The organism is Dyella dinghuensis (genome assembly GCF_003977615.1).
GTDB classification, from domain to species: domain Bacteria; phylum Pseudomonadota; class Gammaproteobacteria; order Xanthomonadales; family Rhodanobacteraceae; genus Dyella_B; species Dyella_B dinghuensis.
The window spans coordinates 288,801-303,333 of the sequence record NZ_RYZR01000002.1; the positions used below are offsets into that span (position 1 = coordinate 288,801).

Sequence of the window (14,533 nt, forward strand, 5' to 3'; positions counted from 1 at the left end):
TTTTGCATGCTCAGTAAACGACGTTGAGTGCGATGGCGGGCGTTACCGTTCCCACGGTGTTGTGTCCGCCGAAAATAACGCGCGTGCCCAGCAACACGCCGATGTTGGGCGTCCAGTTGTATTCGATGGCGGGTGCAACGCCATACGCTTCGCTGGGTCCGGAATTGAGCGTGACGTTTTGTGCATAGGGAAGACCGTTTATTTCCTGCACATCCACGCCGTTGATGCGCGTGTTGCTGTTGTAGCTATAGGTCATATCCAGCGCGAGCACCCAGCGCTGTGTGAAGCTGTATTCGAACGCGAGATCCGCGTAGAACGAAGTGCCTGGTTTGGCCGTGCCGCGAAATCCGGAATCCGTTCCATAAACACTCGCGCCTTCGACATTGGCCGTACGCGAAAACGATCCGGATAGATTGAAACGCGTGCGCAGAATGCGCCCGTTCGGCATCCACAGGTACATTTGCGTATTGAACGCAAGCGTCGTCGTGTACGCACCGCCACCCAGCCCATCGCTTGTGCGATCACCCAACTGATCGTAACGGCCGGTCGGCAGTGTTTCCTGCAACAGGATCGCCGTCGTCGGCATCCAGCTGCCCGGATGAAATTCCGTCAATCGGTACTGCGCCTGCAGCGTGAGATCGCCAAAACCAATGCTGGAGCTGCTGCGGCCATTCGTCATTCGGTTGTATCCGAATACCGGGATGATGCCGACCGAAAGCCGATTGACCAAGCCGTAAAGAATGTACGTGCGCGATCCAAAGCTATCCGTTCCCGGCGAACGAATGTCGTAGAGATACGGTTCGAACAGGAAGTGGCCCGGCGGTAGCGTTTCCGCGGAGTTAGCCAGCATCGGGCCGGTCCACCATGCATCGCTCATCGATTGCGTGGTGACGGCAGGTAGCGTGGACGGATCGGCCGATGATGCTACCGTTTGCGCCATAGCGCGCGAAGACCACGCGCCACAGCACAGAATGCCGAGCGCAAACGACATCCATGCATGTCGTTTCGCCATCATGGGCTGATGCGTGTCAACGAGGCGATGAAATCCGGCTGCCATGTCTTGCCGTTGTCGTCGGAGAACGATTCTTCAAAGTGATGCGAGTTCGGTTGGATGTCCGACCACACGTCGCGGATAAGCACGGTTCGGCCGTGCATCGTGTCCTGCGAAATCAACTCGCCGCGCCCATCCTTGAATGCACCGACGGCCGACTTGTTGATGGCGCCGTTGCTGCTGTCGACCCACGTCTGGCTCCACTGATGCGTCTGCGGGTTATAGAGAAACAGCGTCAGGCCTTCGAAGTGGCTGTCCTTGTTGCCGGCTTCGATTTCCTCCATCGAGGCCTTGCCGCCCCAGATCTTTCGAACGGTCACCGTGCCGGTCATCTCTCCCCAGGCAGTGGAACCAAGCGGGTCCTGCAGGGCTTTGATGTGCGTCTGCCAGGTGCCGATATTGAAATCGAAATCGTGGGCACCATCGCGGTACGTGGCGGAAGCGGAGGTAGGGGCGTCGGCGGCGGGAAGGGCGGTTCCCGCCAGGCCCAAAGCCAGACCGGTGGCGATAAACAGAGCTTTCCTGAACGTCCTCATGGCTTTATTTCCAGGCAACGCGAGATTGCGTGGCTGAAAAATTAAGCCCGATAGTGGTTCTCGGAAATAACCACTTTGCTATGATCTTATATAACCACTCTAGTAACCGATCTAGGCCGTGCGCTATGAAACGGATCCCCGCCAGTTTCCTGCCGCCTATCGCCCTCGACGCCGCCAGCGGCACGCCGATGTACGACCAGCTTTCGGAGTGGTTCCGGCGCGCCATCATCGATGGTCATCTGCGTGCCGGCCAGCGCGTGCCCTCTACGCGAAATCTTGCCCGTGAGCTGAAAATCTCGCGCGTACCGGTGCTTAGCGCCTACGAGCAACTCTTCGCCGAGGGCTATCTGGAAACCTTCGTGGGTGCGGGTACCTGCGTGGCCCGGGCGATTCCGGGGCAGGCGCTGAAATCGGCTGCGGCGGCTGGACGCGCGAAGTCCGAGCAAATCGTCGCGCCGAAAGGGCCGCGGCGTATTTCCGAACGTGTGGATACCTTACGCACAGCGCCACAAACCTGGGCCGATACGCAGGGAGCTTTCCGCGTGGGCGTGCCAGCGCTCGATCATTTTCCGATAACGACGTGGTCGAAGCTGGTCAATCGCCATTCGCGCAAACCGCCAATGGAGCAGATGCTCTACGGCACTCCGATGGGGTATCTGCCATTGCGCGAAGCCATCGCGGAATACCTGGGCACCGTGCGCGCCGTGCGCTGCGATGCGGAGCAGATTCTGATCACGACCGGATCGCAACAAGGCCTGCAGATTTGCGCCAACGTGCTGCTGGACACGCATGCGCCCGTGTGGATCGAAGATCCCGGTTATCCCGGTGCGCGGCAGGCCTGCAAAACCATCGGCGCCGAACTCATTCCCGTGCCGGTCGACGAGGAGGGGCTCAACGTCACCGAAGGGATTCGTCTGTGCAGCAACGCGCAGGCGGCTTACATCACCCCGTCGCATCAGTTTCCGCTGGGCTGCACCATGAGCGCGGCGCGGCGGCTGCAGTTGCTCAGTTGGGCAGTGCGTGCAGGGGCATGGATCATCGAAGACGACTACGACAGCGAATACCGCTTCGGCGGCCGTCCTATTGCATCGCTGCAAGGCATGGATACGGACGACCGGGTGATTTACGTGGGCACCTTCAGCAAGGTGATGTTTCCCTCGGTGCGCATCGGCTACGTGGTGATACCGAAGGACCTGGTCGCCGCGTTCGGGCGTGTGCGCGATGCGTTCGATACGTTCTCGTCGATGCTGTATCAGGTCGTGCTGACCGACTTTATTCGCGAAGGACACTTCGCGCGGCATATCAAGCGCATGCGCACGCTGTACGCCGAGCGCAGGGCGGCATTGCTGGACGCTATCGGCAGACACGCAAGCGGCAAGCTCGAGCCCATCGGCACCGACGCCGGCATGCAGCTCACCGCGTTACTGGCACCGGGTGTCGACGACGTCGCGATGTCGATGGCGGCGGCCAAGGTCGGTGTTTCCGCGCGGCCGTTGTCCATTTCCTACGCGAATCGGCCGGCGCGCGGCGGCCTGATCCTCGGCTATTCCAACGTCAACGTGCATGAGATTCGCGAGAGCATGCGCAAGCTGGCGACCTGTCTGTGAGATAGACGGTCGGCGGCGAATTCGGCCATAGAAAAAGCCGGCTTTCGGGCCGGCTTTTTCAGGAAACATTGGTCGGGGAGACATGATTCGAACATGCGACTTCTACGTCCCGAACGTAGCGCTCTACCAGGCTGAGCTACACCCCGTGGGAGCTGCGTATCATATCGAGGCCGCGTGACCTTGGCAACATCCGGCGGCGGCTGGAGGGCGTCTTCAGACCCGAAAACGGCTGGGAAGTCCGGTCCATCTGCTACCCTATGCGGCTGCCGTAATGTGGCATTTCGACAACGTTAGCAGAGGATTCCATGGCGCTTACCCCGGCCCGTACCATGCCCGGCGTGCTCGAGCTTTTACCGCTCGACCAGATCGCTTTCCAGCGCATGCTCGACGTGATCCGTCGCAACTACGAGCGCTTTGGTTTTCTGCCGGTGGAAACGCCGGTGATCGAATACTCGGATGTGCTGCTGACCAAAACCGGCGGCGAGACCGAGCGTCAGGTTTATTTCGTGCAGTCCACCGGCGCGCTGGAGCAGGGCGAACGGCCCGATCTCGCTTTGCGCTTCGACCTCACCGTGCCACTGGCTCGTTACGTCGCCGAGCACGAACATGATCTAAGTTTTCCGTTCCGCCGTTATCAGATGCAGCGCGTCTATCGTGGCGAGCGCGCACAACGCGGACGCTTCCGCGAGTTCTATCAGTGCGATATCGATGTCATCGGTAAGGACAATTTGTCGGTCCGCTATGACGCCGAACTCCCGGCAGTGATCTATAGCGTCTTCCGCGAGCTGAACATCGGCGGGTTCACCATCCAGCTCAACAATCGCAAGTTGATGCGCGGCTATTTCGAAAGCCTCGGCGTCACCGATCCTGAGCAGCAGACATTGGTGCTGCGCGAAGTGGACAAGCTGGACAAGCGTGGCGCCGATTACGTGCGTGAGACGCTTACCGGCGAAGCTTTTGGCCTCAGTGCGGACGCCGCACAGAAGATCCTCGACTTCGTGCAGGTGCGCTCCACGTCGCTGGCGGATGCTTTGAGCAAGCTCGATGCACTCGGCCCTGGCCCCGAAGCGATGGAACAGGGGCGTAGCGAACTGAAGGAAGTGCTCGAGCTGATCCACGCCTTCGGTGTGCCGGAAACGCATTACGCGCTGAATCTTTCCATCGCGCGCGGTCTGGACTACTACACGGGCACCGTTTACGAGACCACGCTCAATGATCATCCGCAGATCGGTTCGATCTGCTCGGGCGGCCGCTACGAGAATCTCGCCGGTCAGTACACCAAATCGCATCTGCCTGGCGTGGGCATCTCCATCGGTCTGACGCGCTTGTACTGGCAGCTGCGCGATGCCGGATTGATCGGCACGGCACGCAGCACTGTCGATGTACTTGTGACGCAGATGGATGCAGCACAATTGCCTGCGTATCTCGCTGTCGCCAGCGAGTTGCGTGCCGCGGGCATCGCAACGGAAGTGGTGCTGGACGGTGGCAAGCTTGGCAAGCAGTTCAAGTACGCCGATCGCGCGGGCATCCGTTTTGTGATCGTGCTGGGCGAAGACGAAATCGCCAAGGGCGTGGTGACGGTCAAGGACTTGCGCCGTGAAGATCAGTTCGAAGTGGCACGTACCGAATTGATCAAGACCTTGCGCGTTGAGCTCGCTCAGGCCGAGATCAGCAACTGAAGAAAGTGTGGACGGGTCGTGGCTCACGTCGTGATCCAGCTGTATCACTCATGATTCGCGGTATGCGCCAGCGGTTTCCCCGCCGCTGACGCATTCAAAAACAAGATCTGCCCGAACGGGCGCGGAGCACGCATGACTGCTAACTCGATCCTGCTGGATGGCAACAGCCTCAGCCGTCAACAACTCGTCGCCGTAGCGCGCCAGGGTTACGGTGTGCGACTCGATCCGGAACAGCTCAAGCGCGTGCAGCGCGCCGCGGATTTTCTGGCCGACAAGGTGAGCTGCGGCGAACCGACCTACGGTGTTACAACGGGTTTCGGCAGCAATGCAGACAAGTTGCTGGGCGCCTATCGTCTTCGCGATGAATTGCCTGGCGGCAATCCGCACAAACCCGAAGGCACGTTGCTGGAAGAGTTGCAGCACAACCTGATCACCACGCACGCCGTGTGCGTCGGCAAGCCATTTTCTGCGGACGTCGTGCGCGCGATGTTGGTCATTCGCATCAACACGCTGATGCGCGGTCATTCGGGCATCCGTGTCGCGACACTGGAAGCGCTGACCGCGATGCTCAATCACGACGTCATTCCCGTGGTGCCCGAGAAGGGTTCGGTGGGCGCGAGCGGCGACCTTGCTCCGTTGTCGCATCTGGCGATCGTTCTGCTCGGTGGCGGCGAAGCGTTCTACAAGGGCGAACGCCTGCCGGGTGCTGAAGCGTTGAAGCGTGCCGGCCTGCAACCGATTCGTCTTTCCTTCAAGGAAGGTCTTGCGCTGAACAACGGTACCGCGCAGATGCTGGCCACTGCGGTTCTGGCACTCGACACGATCGAATATCTGCTCGATGTCGCCGATCTCGCCGCCTCGATGACGCTCGATGCTTTCGCCGGCCGCAGCGGTGCACTACGCGCGGAAGTGCATGCCTTGCGTCCGCATCCGGGGCAGGTGTCCGTTGCCGAGCGTGTGCGCGAACTGCTTAACGGTTCCACGCTGGTCGACATTCCGTACCATCTCGTGCCGCGCTTCCGTCAGTGGAGTGTCGATGCATGGCATACGACGGAAGATCAGGCCCTGAGTTTCGACATCAGCTGGGAATGGGTGCCGGCCAATCAGCGTCATGGGCGCGAAGCGTTCTACAACCGCTTTCTGCCGTTCAAGGGCGGCAAGAAGCACCAGCCGCAAGACGCGTATTGCTTGCGTTGCATGCCACAGGTACACGGTGCGGTGCGCGATGCCTGGGCTCAGGCGTGCCGTGTGATCGACATCGAATTGAATGCCGTCACCGACAATCCGCTGATCTTCCCCGATAACACCGATGCCACGCATATCGAAGAGCAGGTGATCTCCGCCGGTCACTTCCACGGCATGCCCCTCGCATTGGCGATGAGCTACGTGAAGGCTGCCATTCCGGTGCTCGCTTCGATCTCGGAGCGTCGCCTCAACAAACTTGTCGATCCAGCTACCAGCGACGGCTTGCCCGCGTTCCTAACCGGCAACGAAGACGGTACCGACTCCGGCTTCATGATCGTGCAGTACACCGCGGCTGCACTCGTGAACGACCTCGCGACACGTGCGCATCCGGCAAGCGTCTATTCGGTACCGACCAGCGCGAACGCTGAAGACCATGTGTCGATGGGTGCCAACGAAGCGCGTCACGTGCTGGAGATGACCGAAGATCTCAGCCACGTGCTGGCGCTCGAGCTATACACCGCTGCGCAGGCGCTCGACTATCGCCAGGAAATGCTCAACGCCGCACGCCGTCTCGCAGCGCGTGGCAACTGGCAGGCGCTGGCCTCCAAGGTAGCCAATGCACCGCGTGAAGACAGTGCGCACTACGCGCAATTTGTCGAAGAAGTGAAGCAGCTCACCGCTGCGCTCGCCGACGTCGGCGACTTTCACGCAGGTAAAGCAGTGCGTACGGCACACGACGCGTTGCGTGGACACATCAGCTTCATGCATCGCGACCGCGCGATGGATGGCGATGTGCGTACCGTTTGCGAACTCGTGCAAAAGCGCACGTTCACCATCAACTGAGATCAGTCAATCCGGGCTGGGCAGCGCGCAATAAATGGCGTGACGCCCAGCCGAGCCATAGCAGTATCAGCGCAATCGCCAGCTTTTCCATCAGTCCGTTGGGAAAGATGGATACCAAGACCTGAAACCACAGCACGAATGTCGCCAGCCACGCGAGTGCGAGGCCAAAGCGACTACCTTCTTTCATGCGCTGATCACGCAACCAGCGGCTTGAAAGCAGCACCATGCCGAAACTCAACCACAGGAACGTCGCCAGCGTGGTTGAGCGGTGAATGATCTTCGCCAGCGCGTGGTAGGGCGTATCGGAAAATAATTCCGATGCCGCCACGATCGGCAGGATCAAACCCGCGCCCGCAAACAGTAGGGAAGCGAGCAGGCTGCGCCGAGTGCGCACGGTTGCCTCGTAGATGGCCCAAGCGAACCCAAGCAGCGCGATGGCCATCACGTAGTACACGGAGCGCACATAGACACCTCCCGGACCTCTTAGATAGGTGCTCAGCGGAGTGCGTATGGGATTGAGGTCAATACGCCAGAATTGCGCTGCCGTGCAGACGGTGGTGAAAACGATGACCGCAATGGCCATCAGATAGGCCGCATGGCGAACGGATACAAAGCGACGCAAAGCATTCATCGAGTTTCGTCCATAGGAGGCTCGGGGTTCTTGCCGACCGGGCCTCGGCAGCAACCGTAGGGCAATCGTTGCGGCGTGGGTCAGGCTTGACGTCACAACGCCGCTACCCGGCATTTGGATGACAAACGATCTTGGCTGGGCGGCTCTAAGTTCTTGCTATGTCGGGAGATTCTGCGGTTCAGGAGGTGGGCTTGCCCGCGCGGCGCCTTATCGCGTATGATTTGATCCATCGTATTAATGCGTTAGTACATTATGAAGCGTCGATCGCTGGATCCCGAGACACCGGACGAGTCCGCCAAGGCCAGTTTGTGCCGTGCCTTGCTCTCGCTGAAAAGTGAGGAAGAAATGGATGCCTTCCTCAACGACCTATGCACACCGGCCGAACTCGAAGTGCTGGTAGATCGCTGGCGGGTGGTGCCGTATCTGCTGGATGGCGTGTCGTATCGTGAAATTCATGAGCGCACCGCCGTCAGCATTACGACCATCGGCCGCGTAGCGCGCTATCTGAATCAGGGTAGCGGAGGGTATCTGGCTGCTGCGGCGCGTGCCGCACGAAGCCGCGCCGCGGCCAAAAGGGCCCGGGCATGAAGCCGCGGGATCGTTTGCGAATTGCCATGCAGAAGTCCGGACGGCTGACCGAGCCGGCGCTGGAGCTGCTCAAACGCTGCGGACTGACGTTTCGTCAGAGCCGCGATAAATTGTTTTGCTTCGGCGAGGGCGAGCCGGTCGATCTTTTGCTGGTCCGCGATGACGATATTCCTGGTTTGATCTCGCAGGGCGTGTGCGATCTCGGGATCGTCGGCCGCAATGTGCTGAACGAGTACCGCCGGGGCGCGGACGGCGATGCTCCCGCACTCGCCGAGTGGAGACCGTTGGGCTTCGGTCGTTGTCGCCTATCGATCGCCGTGCCGCAGGACATGGAATATCGCGAACCCAGCGATCTGGGTGGACGACGCATCGCGACGTCGTATCCCGGCCTGCTCAGTGAATGGCTCAAAGTCCAGGATGTGAGTGCCACCGTCGTCACGTTGGCCGGCTCCGTCGAGATCGCGCCCAAGCTGGGCACCGCCGATGCCATTTGCGATCTCGTGCAGAGTGGCGGCACCTTGGTTGCCAATCAATTGCGCGAGACCGATGTGTTGTTGCAAAGCGAGGCCGTGCTCGCCGGGCCTGATGCATTACCTGCAGACGAGCGCGGCGACATGATCGAGCTGCTGCTGAAGCGACTCGATGGAGTGATTCAAGTACGTGAATCCCGTCTGCTGTTGCTGCAAACCTCACGCACATCACTCGATGCCGTCACGCGACTTTTACCGGGCGGTCCGCAGCCAACGCTGCTTCCTGTTGCGGGGCAACCCGATCAGTTGATGTTGCAGGCCCTATGCGCGGGTGAAGTGAGCTGGCGTCAGCTGGAAGAAATAAAGAAAGCCGGTGCGCGAGAGATGTTCGTGCTGCCGGTCGAAAAAATGCTGGCGTGAGTCGACGGATATGAAGCGCATCACCTGGAATACCCTGGACGAACCCGCACGTCGCGACGCATTGGCGCGGCCGGCGCAATCCCGCGCAGATGAGTTGCGGCGGGGCGTCGAGAACATCATTGCCCAAGTACGCACCAACGGTGACGCGGCGTTGCGAGAGCTTTCCGCACGCTATGACCACTGCGCCCTCGATGCGATGGAAGTCACCGAGGCTGAATTTGCGTCCGCCGAGGCGAATTTAGCTCCTGAGTTAAAAACAGCCATTCGTGAGGCTGCCGGCCGTATCGAGGCGTTTCATCGCGCATGTGCGCCACAACCCGTGTCTGTGAATACAGCCACGGGCGTAAGAGTGGAGCGTGTATTGCGCCCAATCGGTCGCGTGGGGTTATACGTGCCAGCGGGTAGCGCGCCGTTACCTTCGACGGCAATCATGCTAGGCGTACCTGCACACATTGCGGGTTGTCGTGAAATTATCCTGTGCTCGCCCGCACGCGCCGACGGAACATGCGACGAAGCAGTGCTGTTTGCTGCGCGCTCTGTTGGCGTCCATCGCGTCTTCAAGCTCGGTGGCGCGCAGGCTATTGCTGCCATGGCCTACGGTACGGAAAGCGTTCCGCGTTGCGACAAGCTGTTCGGCCCTGGCAATGCGTGGGTGACCGAAGCGAAATTACAGGTGTCCGGCGACCCGGAAGGTGCCGCCATCGATATGCCGGCAGGCCCGTCGGAAGTGTTGGTGATTGCGGAGGCGCAAGCCAACCCCGTTTTCGTCGCGGCCGACTTGCTATCGCAGGCTGAGCACGGCCCGGATTCTCAGGTCATCCTTGTCAGTCCGTCTGCATCGTTGCTCGACAGGGTATCTGCAGAAGTAGCGCGACAGTGCGCGGAATTGCCGCGCGGTGCCATCGCCGAACGTGCGTTGGAGCAAAGCCGTCTTATCGAGGTGGAATCGCTTTCGCAGGCAGTCGAAGTCAGCAATCGGTACGCGCCGGAACACCTGATTCTGCAGGTGAGCGCTGCGCGCGATTTGCTGGAAAGTATCGAAAGCGCCGGTTCGGTGTTTGTCGGTGCGTGGACGCCCGAATCCGTTGGTGACTATTGCAGCGGAAGCAATCACGTGCTGCCGACTTACGGCTATGCACGTAGCTATAGCGGTGTGTCAGTGGCGAGTTATCAAAAACAGATCACGGTGCAGGAGCTGGACCCCAATGGCCTGCGCGCTATTGGGCCATGTACAGCAACATTGGCCAGTGCCGAGCAACTGGAGGCACACCGCCGAGCGGTGACGCTACGTTTGGCCGCGCTTGGGGTTCGCTTATGAGCGTGCTGGATCTGGCCAGGCCGGAAATACGGACATTGCAGCCTTACTCTTCAGCGCGTATGGAAGCTGAGGGCGCGCAAATCATGCTCAACGCCAACGAGTCGGCGTGGCCACCCGCGGGCGATGCCGGACTGGGTTGCAATCGTTACCCTGATCCACAGCCGGGTGGCTTGCTCCAGGCACTGGCGACGCTCTATGGCGTTCGAAGCGAGCAGCTGTTTGTCGGCCGCGGCAGTGATGAAGCTATCGATCTGCTGGTGCGCGCTTTTTGTGGTGCGGGGCAAGATGCGATTCTTATTCAACCGCCAACGTTCGGTATGTACGCCGTCTGCGCGCGCATCCAGAATGCCAATATCGTTGAGGTGCCGTTGGCTGACGATTTTAGTCTGGACATTGAAAGGCTGGTCGGTGCCGTAACTCCGGCGGTGAAACTGGTTTTTCTGTGCACGCCGAATAATCCAAGCGGCAAATCTATCGCTCGCACGGACATCGAGTATTTGGCCAAGGCCTTGGTTGGCAGGGCAGTCCTTGTGGTTGACGAGGCGTATATCGAATTCTCCGATCAACAAAGCGCTGTCGATCTGATCAACACCTACGATCATGTCGCGGTACTTCGGACATTGTCCAAGGCGTGGGCGTTGGCGGGTGCGCGAATTGGCAGCCTGCTCGCAAGTCCCGACGTCATCGCATTGATACGCCGGATCATGCCGCCGTATCCGCTGCCGCTGCCGTGCGTGTCTGCTGCGATGTCCGAACTGTCTGCATCGGGGCAGGCTGCTGCGCGCGACAACATCGCCATTGTGCGGGAGCAACGCGAGATCATGCGTGCGGCTTTGGCGCGTCTTTCGGGTATTCGCGAAGTGTTGCCGTCCGATGCAAACTTTCTCGCCGTGCGTTTCGACGACGCCGGCACCGTTTATCAACGATTGCTAAAGGCTGGCATCGTGGTGCGTGATATTCGCCGTTACCCAAATTTGAAAGATGCATTGCGCATCACGATTGGCACACCAGAAGAAAATGCACGCGTGCTCACGGTGCTGGGTGGAGAGAAGCCATGAGCCGCAAAATCCTCTTTGTGGACAGGGATGGTTGTCTTATCGACGAACCCGCCGACGAGCAGATCGACAGCTATGAAAAGCTTTCGTTGCTTCCGGGCGTGTTGGCTGCATTGCAACGCATCGTGTCAGCCGGCTACGAGCTAGTGATGGTCACCAATCAGGATGGTCTGGGTACCGAACGCTTTCCTCAGGCCAGCTTCGATGGACCGCATGAGCTTCTGATGCGTATTTTCTCGTCTCAGGGCGTGTCGTTTCGCGAAGTGCTGATCGACCGCAGTTTTCCGCACGACGGCCTGGATACGCGCAAACCTGGCGTGGGCATGATGCGTCACTATTTGGCGGATGATAGTTGGGCGCGCGCCGATTCGGCGATGGTGGGCGATCGCGAGACCGACCTGCAGTTTGCCGCCAATATGGGCGTGCGCGGTTTTCGTGTCGGGCCCAAAGGCATGAGCTGGGATGAAATCGCGCATCAATTGCTCGATCGTCCACGTATTGCCGAAGTCACCCGCAACACGAAGGAGACACGCATCAAGGTGCGCGTCGATCTGGATCGGCAGGCAGATCCTATCGTTCATACCGGGTTGGGCTTCTTCGATCACATGCTGGAGCAGATCGGCAAGCACGGTGGTTTCGCGTTGCAACTTACGTGCGAAGGCGATACCAAAGTCGACGAGCACCACACCATGGAAGATAGCGCCCTGGCGCTAGGACAGGCGCTGCGCCAAGCGTTGGGCGATAAGCGCGGTATCGCGCGCTACGGGTTTACGTTGCCGATGGATGAATCGCAGGCGAGCGCGGCGCTGGATCTCTCCGGACGTCCTTACTTTGTTTTCGAGGGACAGTTTCCCCGTGAACGCGTGGGCGATGTACCTACCGAACTGGTTCCACATTTTTTTCGCTCGCTGTGCGACACGCTTGGCGCCAACCTTCATCTGGCGGTGAAAGGCGAAAACGCGCATCACATGGTGGAAGGATGCTTCAAGGCGACAGCGCGCGTGTTGCGCCAGGCCATCCGCCGTGAAGGCGACGAATTGCCGAGTACAAAGGGTGCGTTGTAATGAACGTGGTGCTGGTCGATGCAGGAGGCACCAACATAGGATCGGTGCGTTATGCGCTGCAACGCCTTGGCGTCGACGCTTGCCTGACATCGGATGCCGATGAGATACGTTCCGCCGATAAGGTGATATTACCTGGTGTCGGCGCAGCAGGACCTGGCATGGCACGGTTGCGAGAACTGCAACTGATCGACGTCATCCGATCGTTGAGTCAGCCGGTGTTGGGTGTATGCCTTGGCATGCAGTTGCTATGCGAGCACTCGGAAGAGGGCGATACGCCATGTTTGGGCGTCATTCCGGCGAAGGTTCATCGCTTCGAAGAAGCGCCGGGTCAGTGTGTTCCGCATATGGGCTGGAACCGATTGTCTGCGGTCGCCGCGCATCCCTTGCTCAAGCAAATGAATGAGGGCGATTGGGCGTATTTCGTGCACAGCTACGCCGTGCCGCTCGGCACGTATACGCTGGTGAGTACGGACTACGGGAAAGGCTTTTCATCCGTCATTGGCCACCGTAATTTTCACGGTATGCAGTTCCATCCGGAGCGTTCGGCAAGTGTCGGCGCAACGCTATTGAAGAACTTCCTCGAGCTATGAATTTCGAAGTGATACCCGCCATCGACTTGCGCGGCGGTCAGGTTGTCCGCTTACGGCAAGGCGATTATGCGCAGGAAACCCGTTACGACTCTGATCCACGAGAACTCGCCGCGCGTTACGCCCACGCGGGTACACGCTGGTTGCATGTGGTGGATCTTGATGGTGCTCGCGCCGGTGATTTGTCCAATCTCGCGATAATCGAAGTCATGGCTAAAGCGGGTATGCACGTTCAGGCAGGCGGTGGCGTGCGCAGCGAAGAAGATGTGCGTCGATTGTTTGCCGCTGGCGTCTCACGTATTGTCGTGGGTAGTGTTGCAATTCGTGATCCGGAGCGCGTAGCGGAATGGTTGAACCACCATGGTGCGGACCGTTTCACCATTGCGCTGGACACGCGCTGGCGTGACGGCCACTGGCGCTTGCCAAGCGCCGGCTGGACGGAGCAGGAGGTACGAACGCTAGATGAACTCGCGCCGTGGTACGCCGAGAAGGGAGCGCGTCACCTGCTTTGCACGGATATCGACCGCGATGGGATGCTCGCCGGCTTCAACCTCGATTTGTATCGGCATTTAACGCAATGCGCGCCGGGGTTGGCCGTGCAAGCGTCCGGTGGCGTGCGCTCGTTGGAGGATATTCGCGCCGCGCGCAACGCAGGCGCACGTGGCGTGATTCTGGGACGTGCGTTGCTGGAAGGTCGTTTTACGCTGGAAGGTGCGCTGGCATGTTGAGCCGCCGCATTATTCCCTGTCTTGACGTACGCGACGGCAAAGTCGTCAAGGGTGTGCGTTTTCGCGATCACGTTGTGATGGGCGAAATCGTCGATCTGGCTTTGCGTTATCGCGACGAAGGTGCCGACGAGCTGGTGTTCTACGACATCACGGCTAGTCCAGAAGGGCGAAGCGTCGACCGCGCCTGGGTCGAGCGCGTCGCGCGTGTCATCGATATCCCGTTTTGTGTGGCCGGCGGTATCCGTTCCGTCAACGAAGCGCGCGATGTCTTGCATGCCGGCGCAGACAAGATTTCTGTCAACTCGCCTGCTCTTGAGCGACCCGAGTTAATCGATGAACTGGCCGCGGCATTTGGCGTGCAATGCGTGGTGGTTGGCATCGACTCCTTGCGCGATGCAGATGGTGAGTGGCGCGTGCGTCAGTACACGGGCGATCCTTCCAAGACGCGATCGCTGATGCGCCGCACGCTCGACTGGGTGTTGGAAGCGCAACGACGTGGTGCGGGCGAAATTGTTCTGAACTGCATGGATAGCGATGGCGTGCGCAAGGGTTACGATCTCGAACAGTTGAAGGAAGCGCGTGCCATTTGCCGTGTGCCGCTTATTGCATCGGGTGGTGCAGGTGCCGTTGAACATTTTCGCGATGCCTTCACGGATGCAAGAGTCGATGGCGCACTGGCCGCCAGTGTTTTTCATAGCGGCGCGATTGCCGTGCCGGATCTGAAACGCTACCTGCAGGGGCAGGGCGTGACCGTTCGCTTGTAGGAGGCTC

14 protein-coding genes and 1 tRNA gene are annotated in these 14,533 nt (G+C 59.8%); 11 read left to right on the forward strand and 4 right to left on the reverse strand.

The window, feature by feature from the left end; all coding sequences use genetic code 11:
• Window positions 1–10: 10 nt before the first annotated feature.
• On the reverse strand, window positions 11–1,015 hold the full coding sequence (locus tag EKH79_RS02350) for a transporter (protein ID WP_126672177.1): 1,005 nt from the start codon (window positions 1,013–1,015) through the stop codon (window positions 11–13).
• Window positions 1,012–1,587: a DUF1579 family protein gene (locus EKH79_RS02355; RefSeq protein WP_126672178.1), complete on the reverse strand. Its 576-nt coding sequence runs from the start codon at window positions 1,585–1,587 to the stop codon at window positions 1,012–1,014. Before EKH79_RS02355 ends, EKH79_RS02350 begins: the two co-directional genes overlap by 4 nt.
• 125 nt (window positions 1,588–1,712) lie before the next feature.
• Here EKH79_RS02355 and pdxR point away from each other — a divergent pair, with 125 nt between their 5' ends.
• Entirely contained in the window at window positions 1,713–3,194 is a 1,482-nt protein-coding gene (gene pdxR, locus EKH79_RS02360; protein ID WP_126672179.1) for a MocR-like pyridoxine biosynthesis transcription factor PdxR, read from the forward strand.
• A gap of 69 nt (window positions 3,195–3,263) precedes the next feature.
• On the opposite strand, the gene EKH79_RS02365 is transcribed toward pdxR, so the two are convergent.
• Window positions 3,264–3,340: transfer RNA gene (locus EKH79_RS02365), tRNA-Pro, on the reverse strand.
• A 159-nt stretch (window positions 3,341–3,499) separates the two neighbouring features.
• On the opposite strand from EKH79_RS02365, the gene hisS reads away from it, so the two are divergent.
• The gene (hisS, locus tag EKH79_RS02370; RefSeq protein WP_126672180.1) at window positions 3,500–4,873 is read left to right on the forward strand and encodes a histidine--tRNA ligase; all 1,374 of its coding nucleotides are present in this window, start codon (window positions 3,500–3,502) and stop codon (window positions 4,871–4,873) included.
• A 132-nt stretch (window positions 4,874–5,005) separates the two neighbouring features.
• A complete protein-coding gene (locus tag EKH79_RS02375; protein ID WP_126672181.1) occupies window positions 5,006–6,901 on the forward strand; it encodes an HAL/PAL/TAL family ammonia-lyase in 1,896 nt (631 codons plus the stop codon).
• On the opposite strand, the gene EKH79_RS02380 is transcribed toward EKH79_RS02375, so the two are convergent.
• Window positions 6,894–7,532: a DUF998 domain-containing protein gene (locus EKH79_RS02380; protein WP_158621175.1), complete on the reverse strand. Its 639-nt coding sequence runs from the start codon at window positions 7,530–7,532 to the stop codon at window positions 6,894–6,896. The two genes, EKH79_RS02375 and EKH79_RS02380, sit on opposite strands and share 8 nt — an antisense overlap.
• 252 nt (window positions 7,533–7,784) lie before the next feature.
• Between EKH79_RS02380 and EKH79_RS02385 the strand changes: the two genes are divergently transcribed.
• The 8 genes from EKH79_RS02385 to hisF are packed head-to-tail and all read left to right on the forward strand — an operon-like array spanning window position 7,785 to window position 14,526.
• Complete coding sequence (locus EKH79_RS02385; protein WP_126672183.1) at window positions 7,785–8,120, forward strand: YerC/YecD family TrpR-related protein; 336 nt, start codon at window positions 7,785–7,787, stop codon at window positions 8,118–8,120.
• Window positions 8,117–9,010 (forward strand): ATP phosphoribosyltransferase, encoded by an 894-nt coding sequence (hisG, locus tag EKH79_RS02390; protein WP_126672184.1) that lies wholly within the window; start codon window positions 8,117–8,119, stop codon window positions 9,008–9,010. Before EKH79_RS02385 ends, hisG begins: the two co-directional genes overlap by 4 nt.
• A 10-nt stretch (window positions 9,011–9,020) precedes the next feature.
• Window positions 9,021–10,328, forward strand: coding sequence for a histidinol dehydrogenase (gene hisD, locus EKH79_RS02395; RefSeq protein ID WP_126672185.1), 1,308 nt, complete (start codon window positions 9,021–9,023; stop codon window positions 10,326–10,328).
• A complete protein-coding gene (gene hisC / locus EKH79_RS02400) occupies window positions 10,325–11,386 on the forward strand; it encodes a histidinol-phosphate transaminase (RefSeq protein WP_126672186.1) in 1,062 nt (353 codons plus the stop codon). Before hisD ends, hisC begins: the two co-directional genes overlap by 4 nt.
• Window positions 11,383–12,447 carry a bifunctional histidinol-phosphatase/imidazoleglycerol-phosphate dehydratase HisB gene (gene hisB, locus EKH79_RS02405; RefSeq protein WP_126672187.1) on the forward strand — a complete coding sequence of 355 codons (1,065 nt, stop codon included), beginning with the start codon at window positions 11,383–11,385 and terminating at the stop codon, window positions 12,445–12,447. The genes hisC and hisB overlap by 4 nt, the downstream gene beginning before the upstream one ends.
• Entirely contained in the window at window positions 12,447–13,037 is a 591-nt protein-coding gene (gene hisH / locus EKH79_RS02410; RefSeq protein WP_126672188.1) for an imidazole glycerol phosphate synthase subunit HisH, read from the forward strand. Before hisB ends, hisH begins: the two co-directional genes overlap by 1 nt.
• Complete coding sequence (gene hisA / locus EKH79_RS02415) at window positions 13,034–13,762, forward strand: 1-(5-phosphoribosyl)-5-[(5-phosphoribosylamino)methylideneamino]imidazole-4-carboxamide isomerase (protein WP_126672189.1); 729 nt, start codon at window positions 13,034–13,036, stop codon at window positions 13,760–13,762. Before hisH ends, hisA begins: the two co-directional genes overlap by 4 nt.
• On the forward strand, window positions 13,756–14,526 hold the full coding sequence (gene hisF / locus EKH79_RS02420; RefSeq protein ID WP_126672190.1) for an imidazole glycerol phosphate synthase subunit HisF: 771 nt from the start codon (window positions 13,756–13,758) through the stop codon (window positions 14,524–14,526). Before hisA ends, hisF begins: the two co-directional genes overlap by 7 nt.
• The last annotated feature ends 7 nt before the right edge of the window (window positions 14,527–14,533 follow it).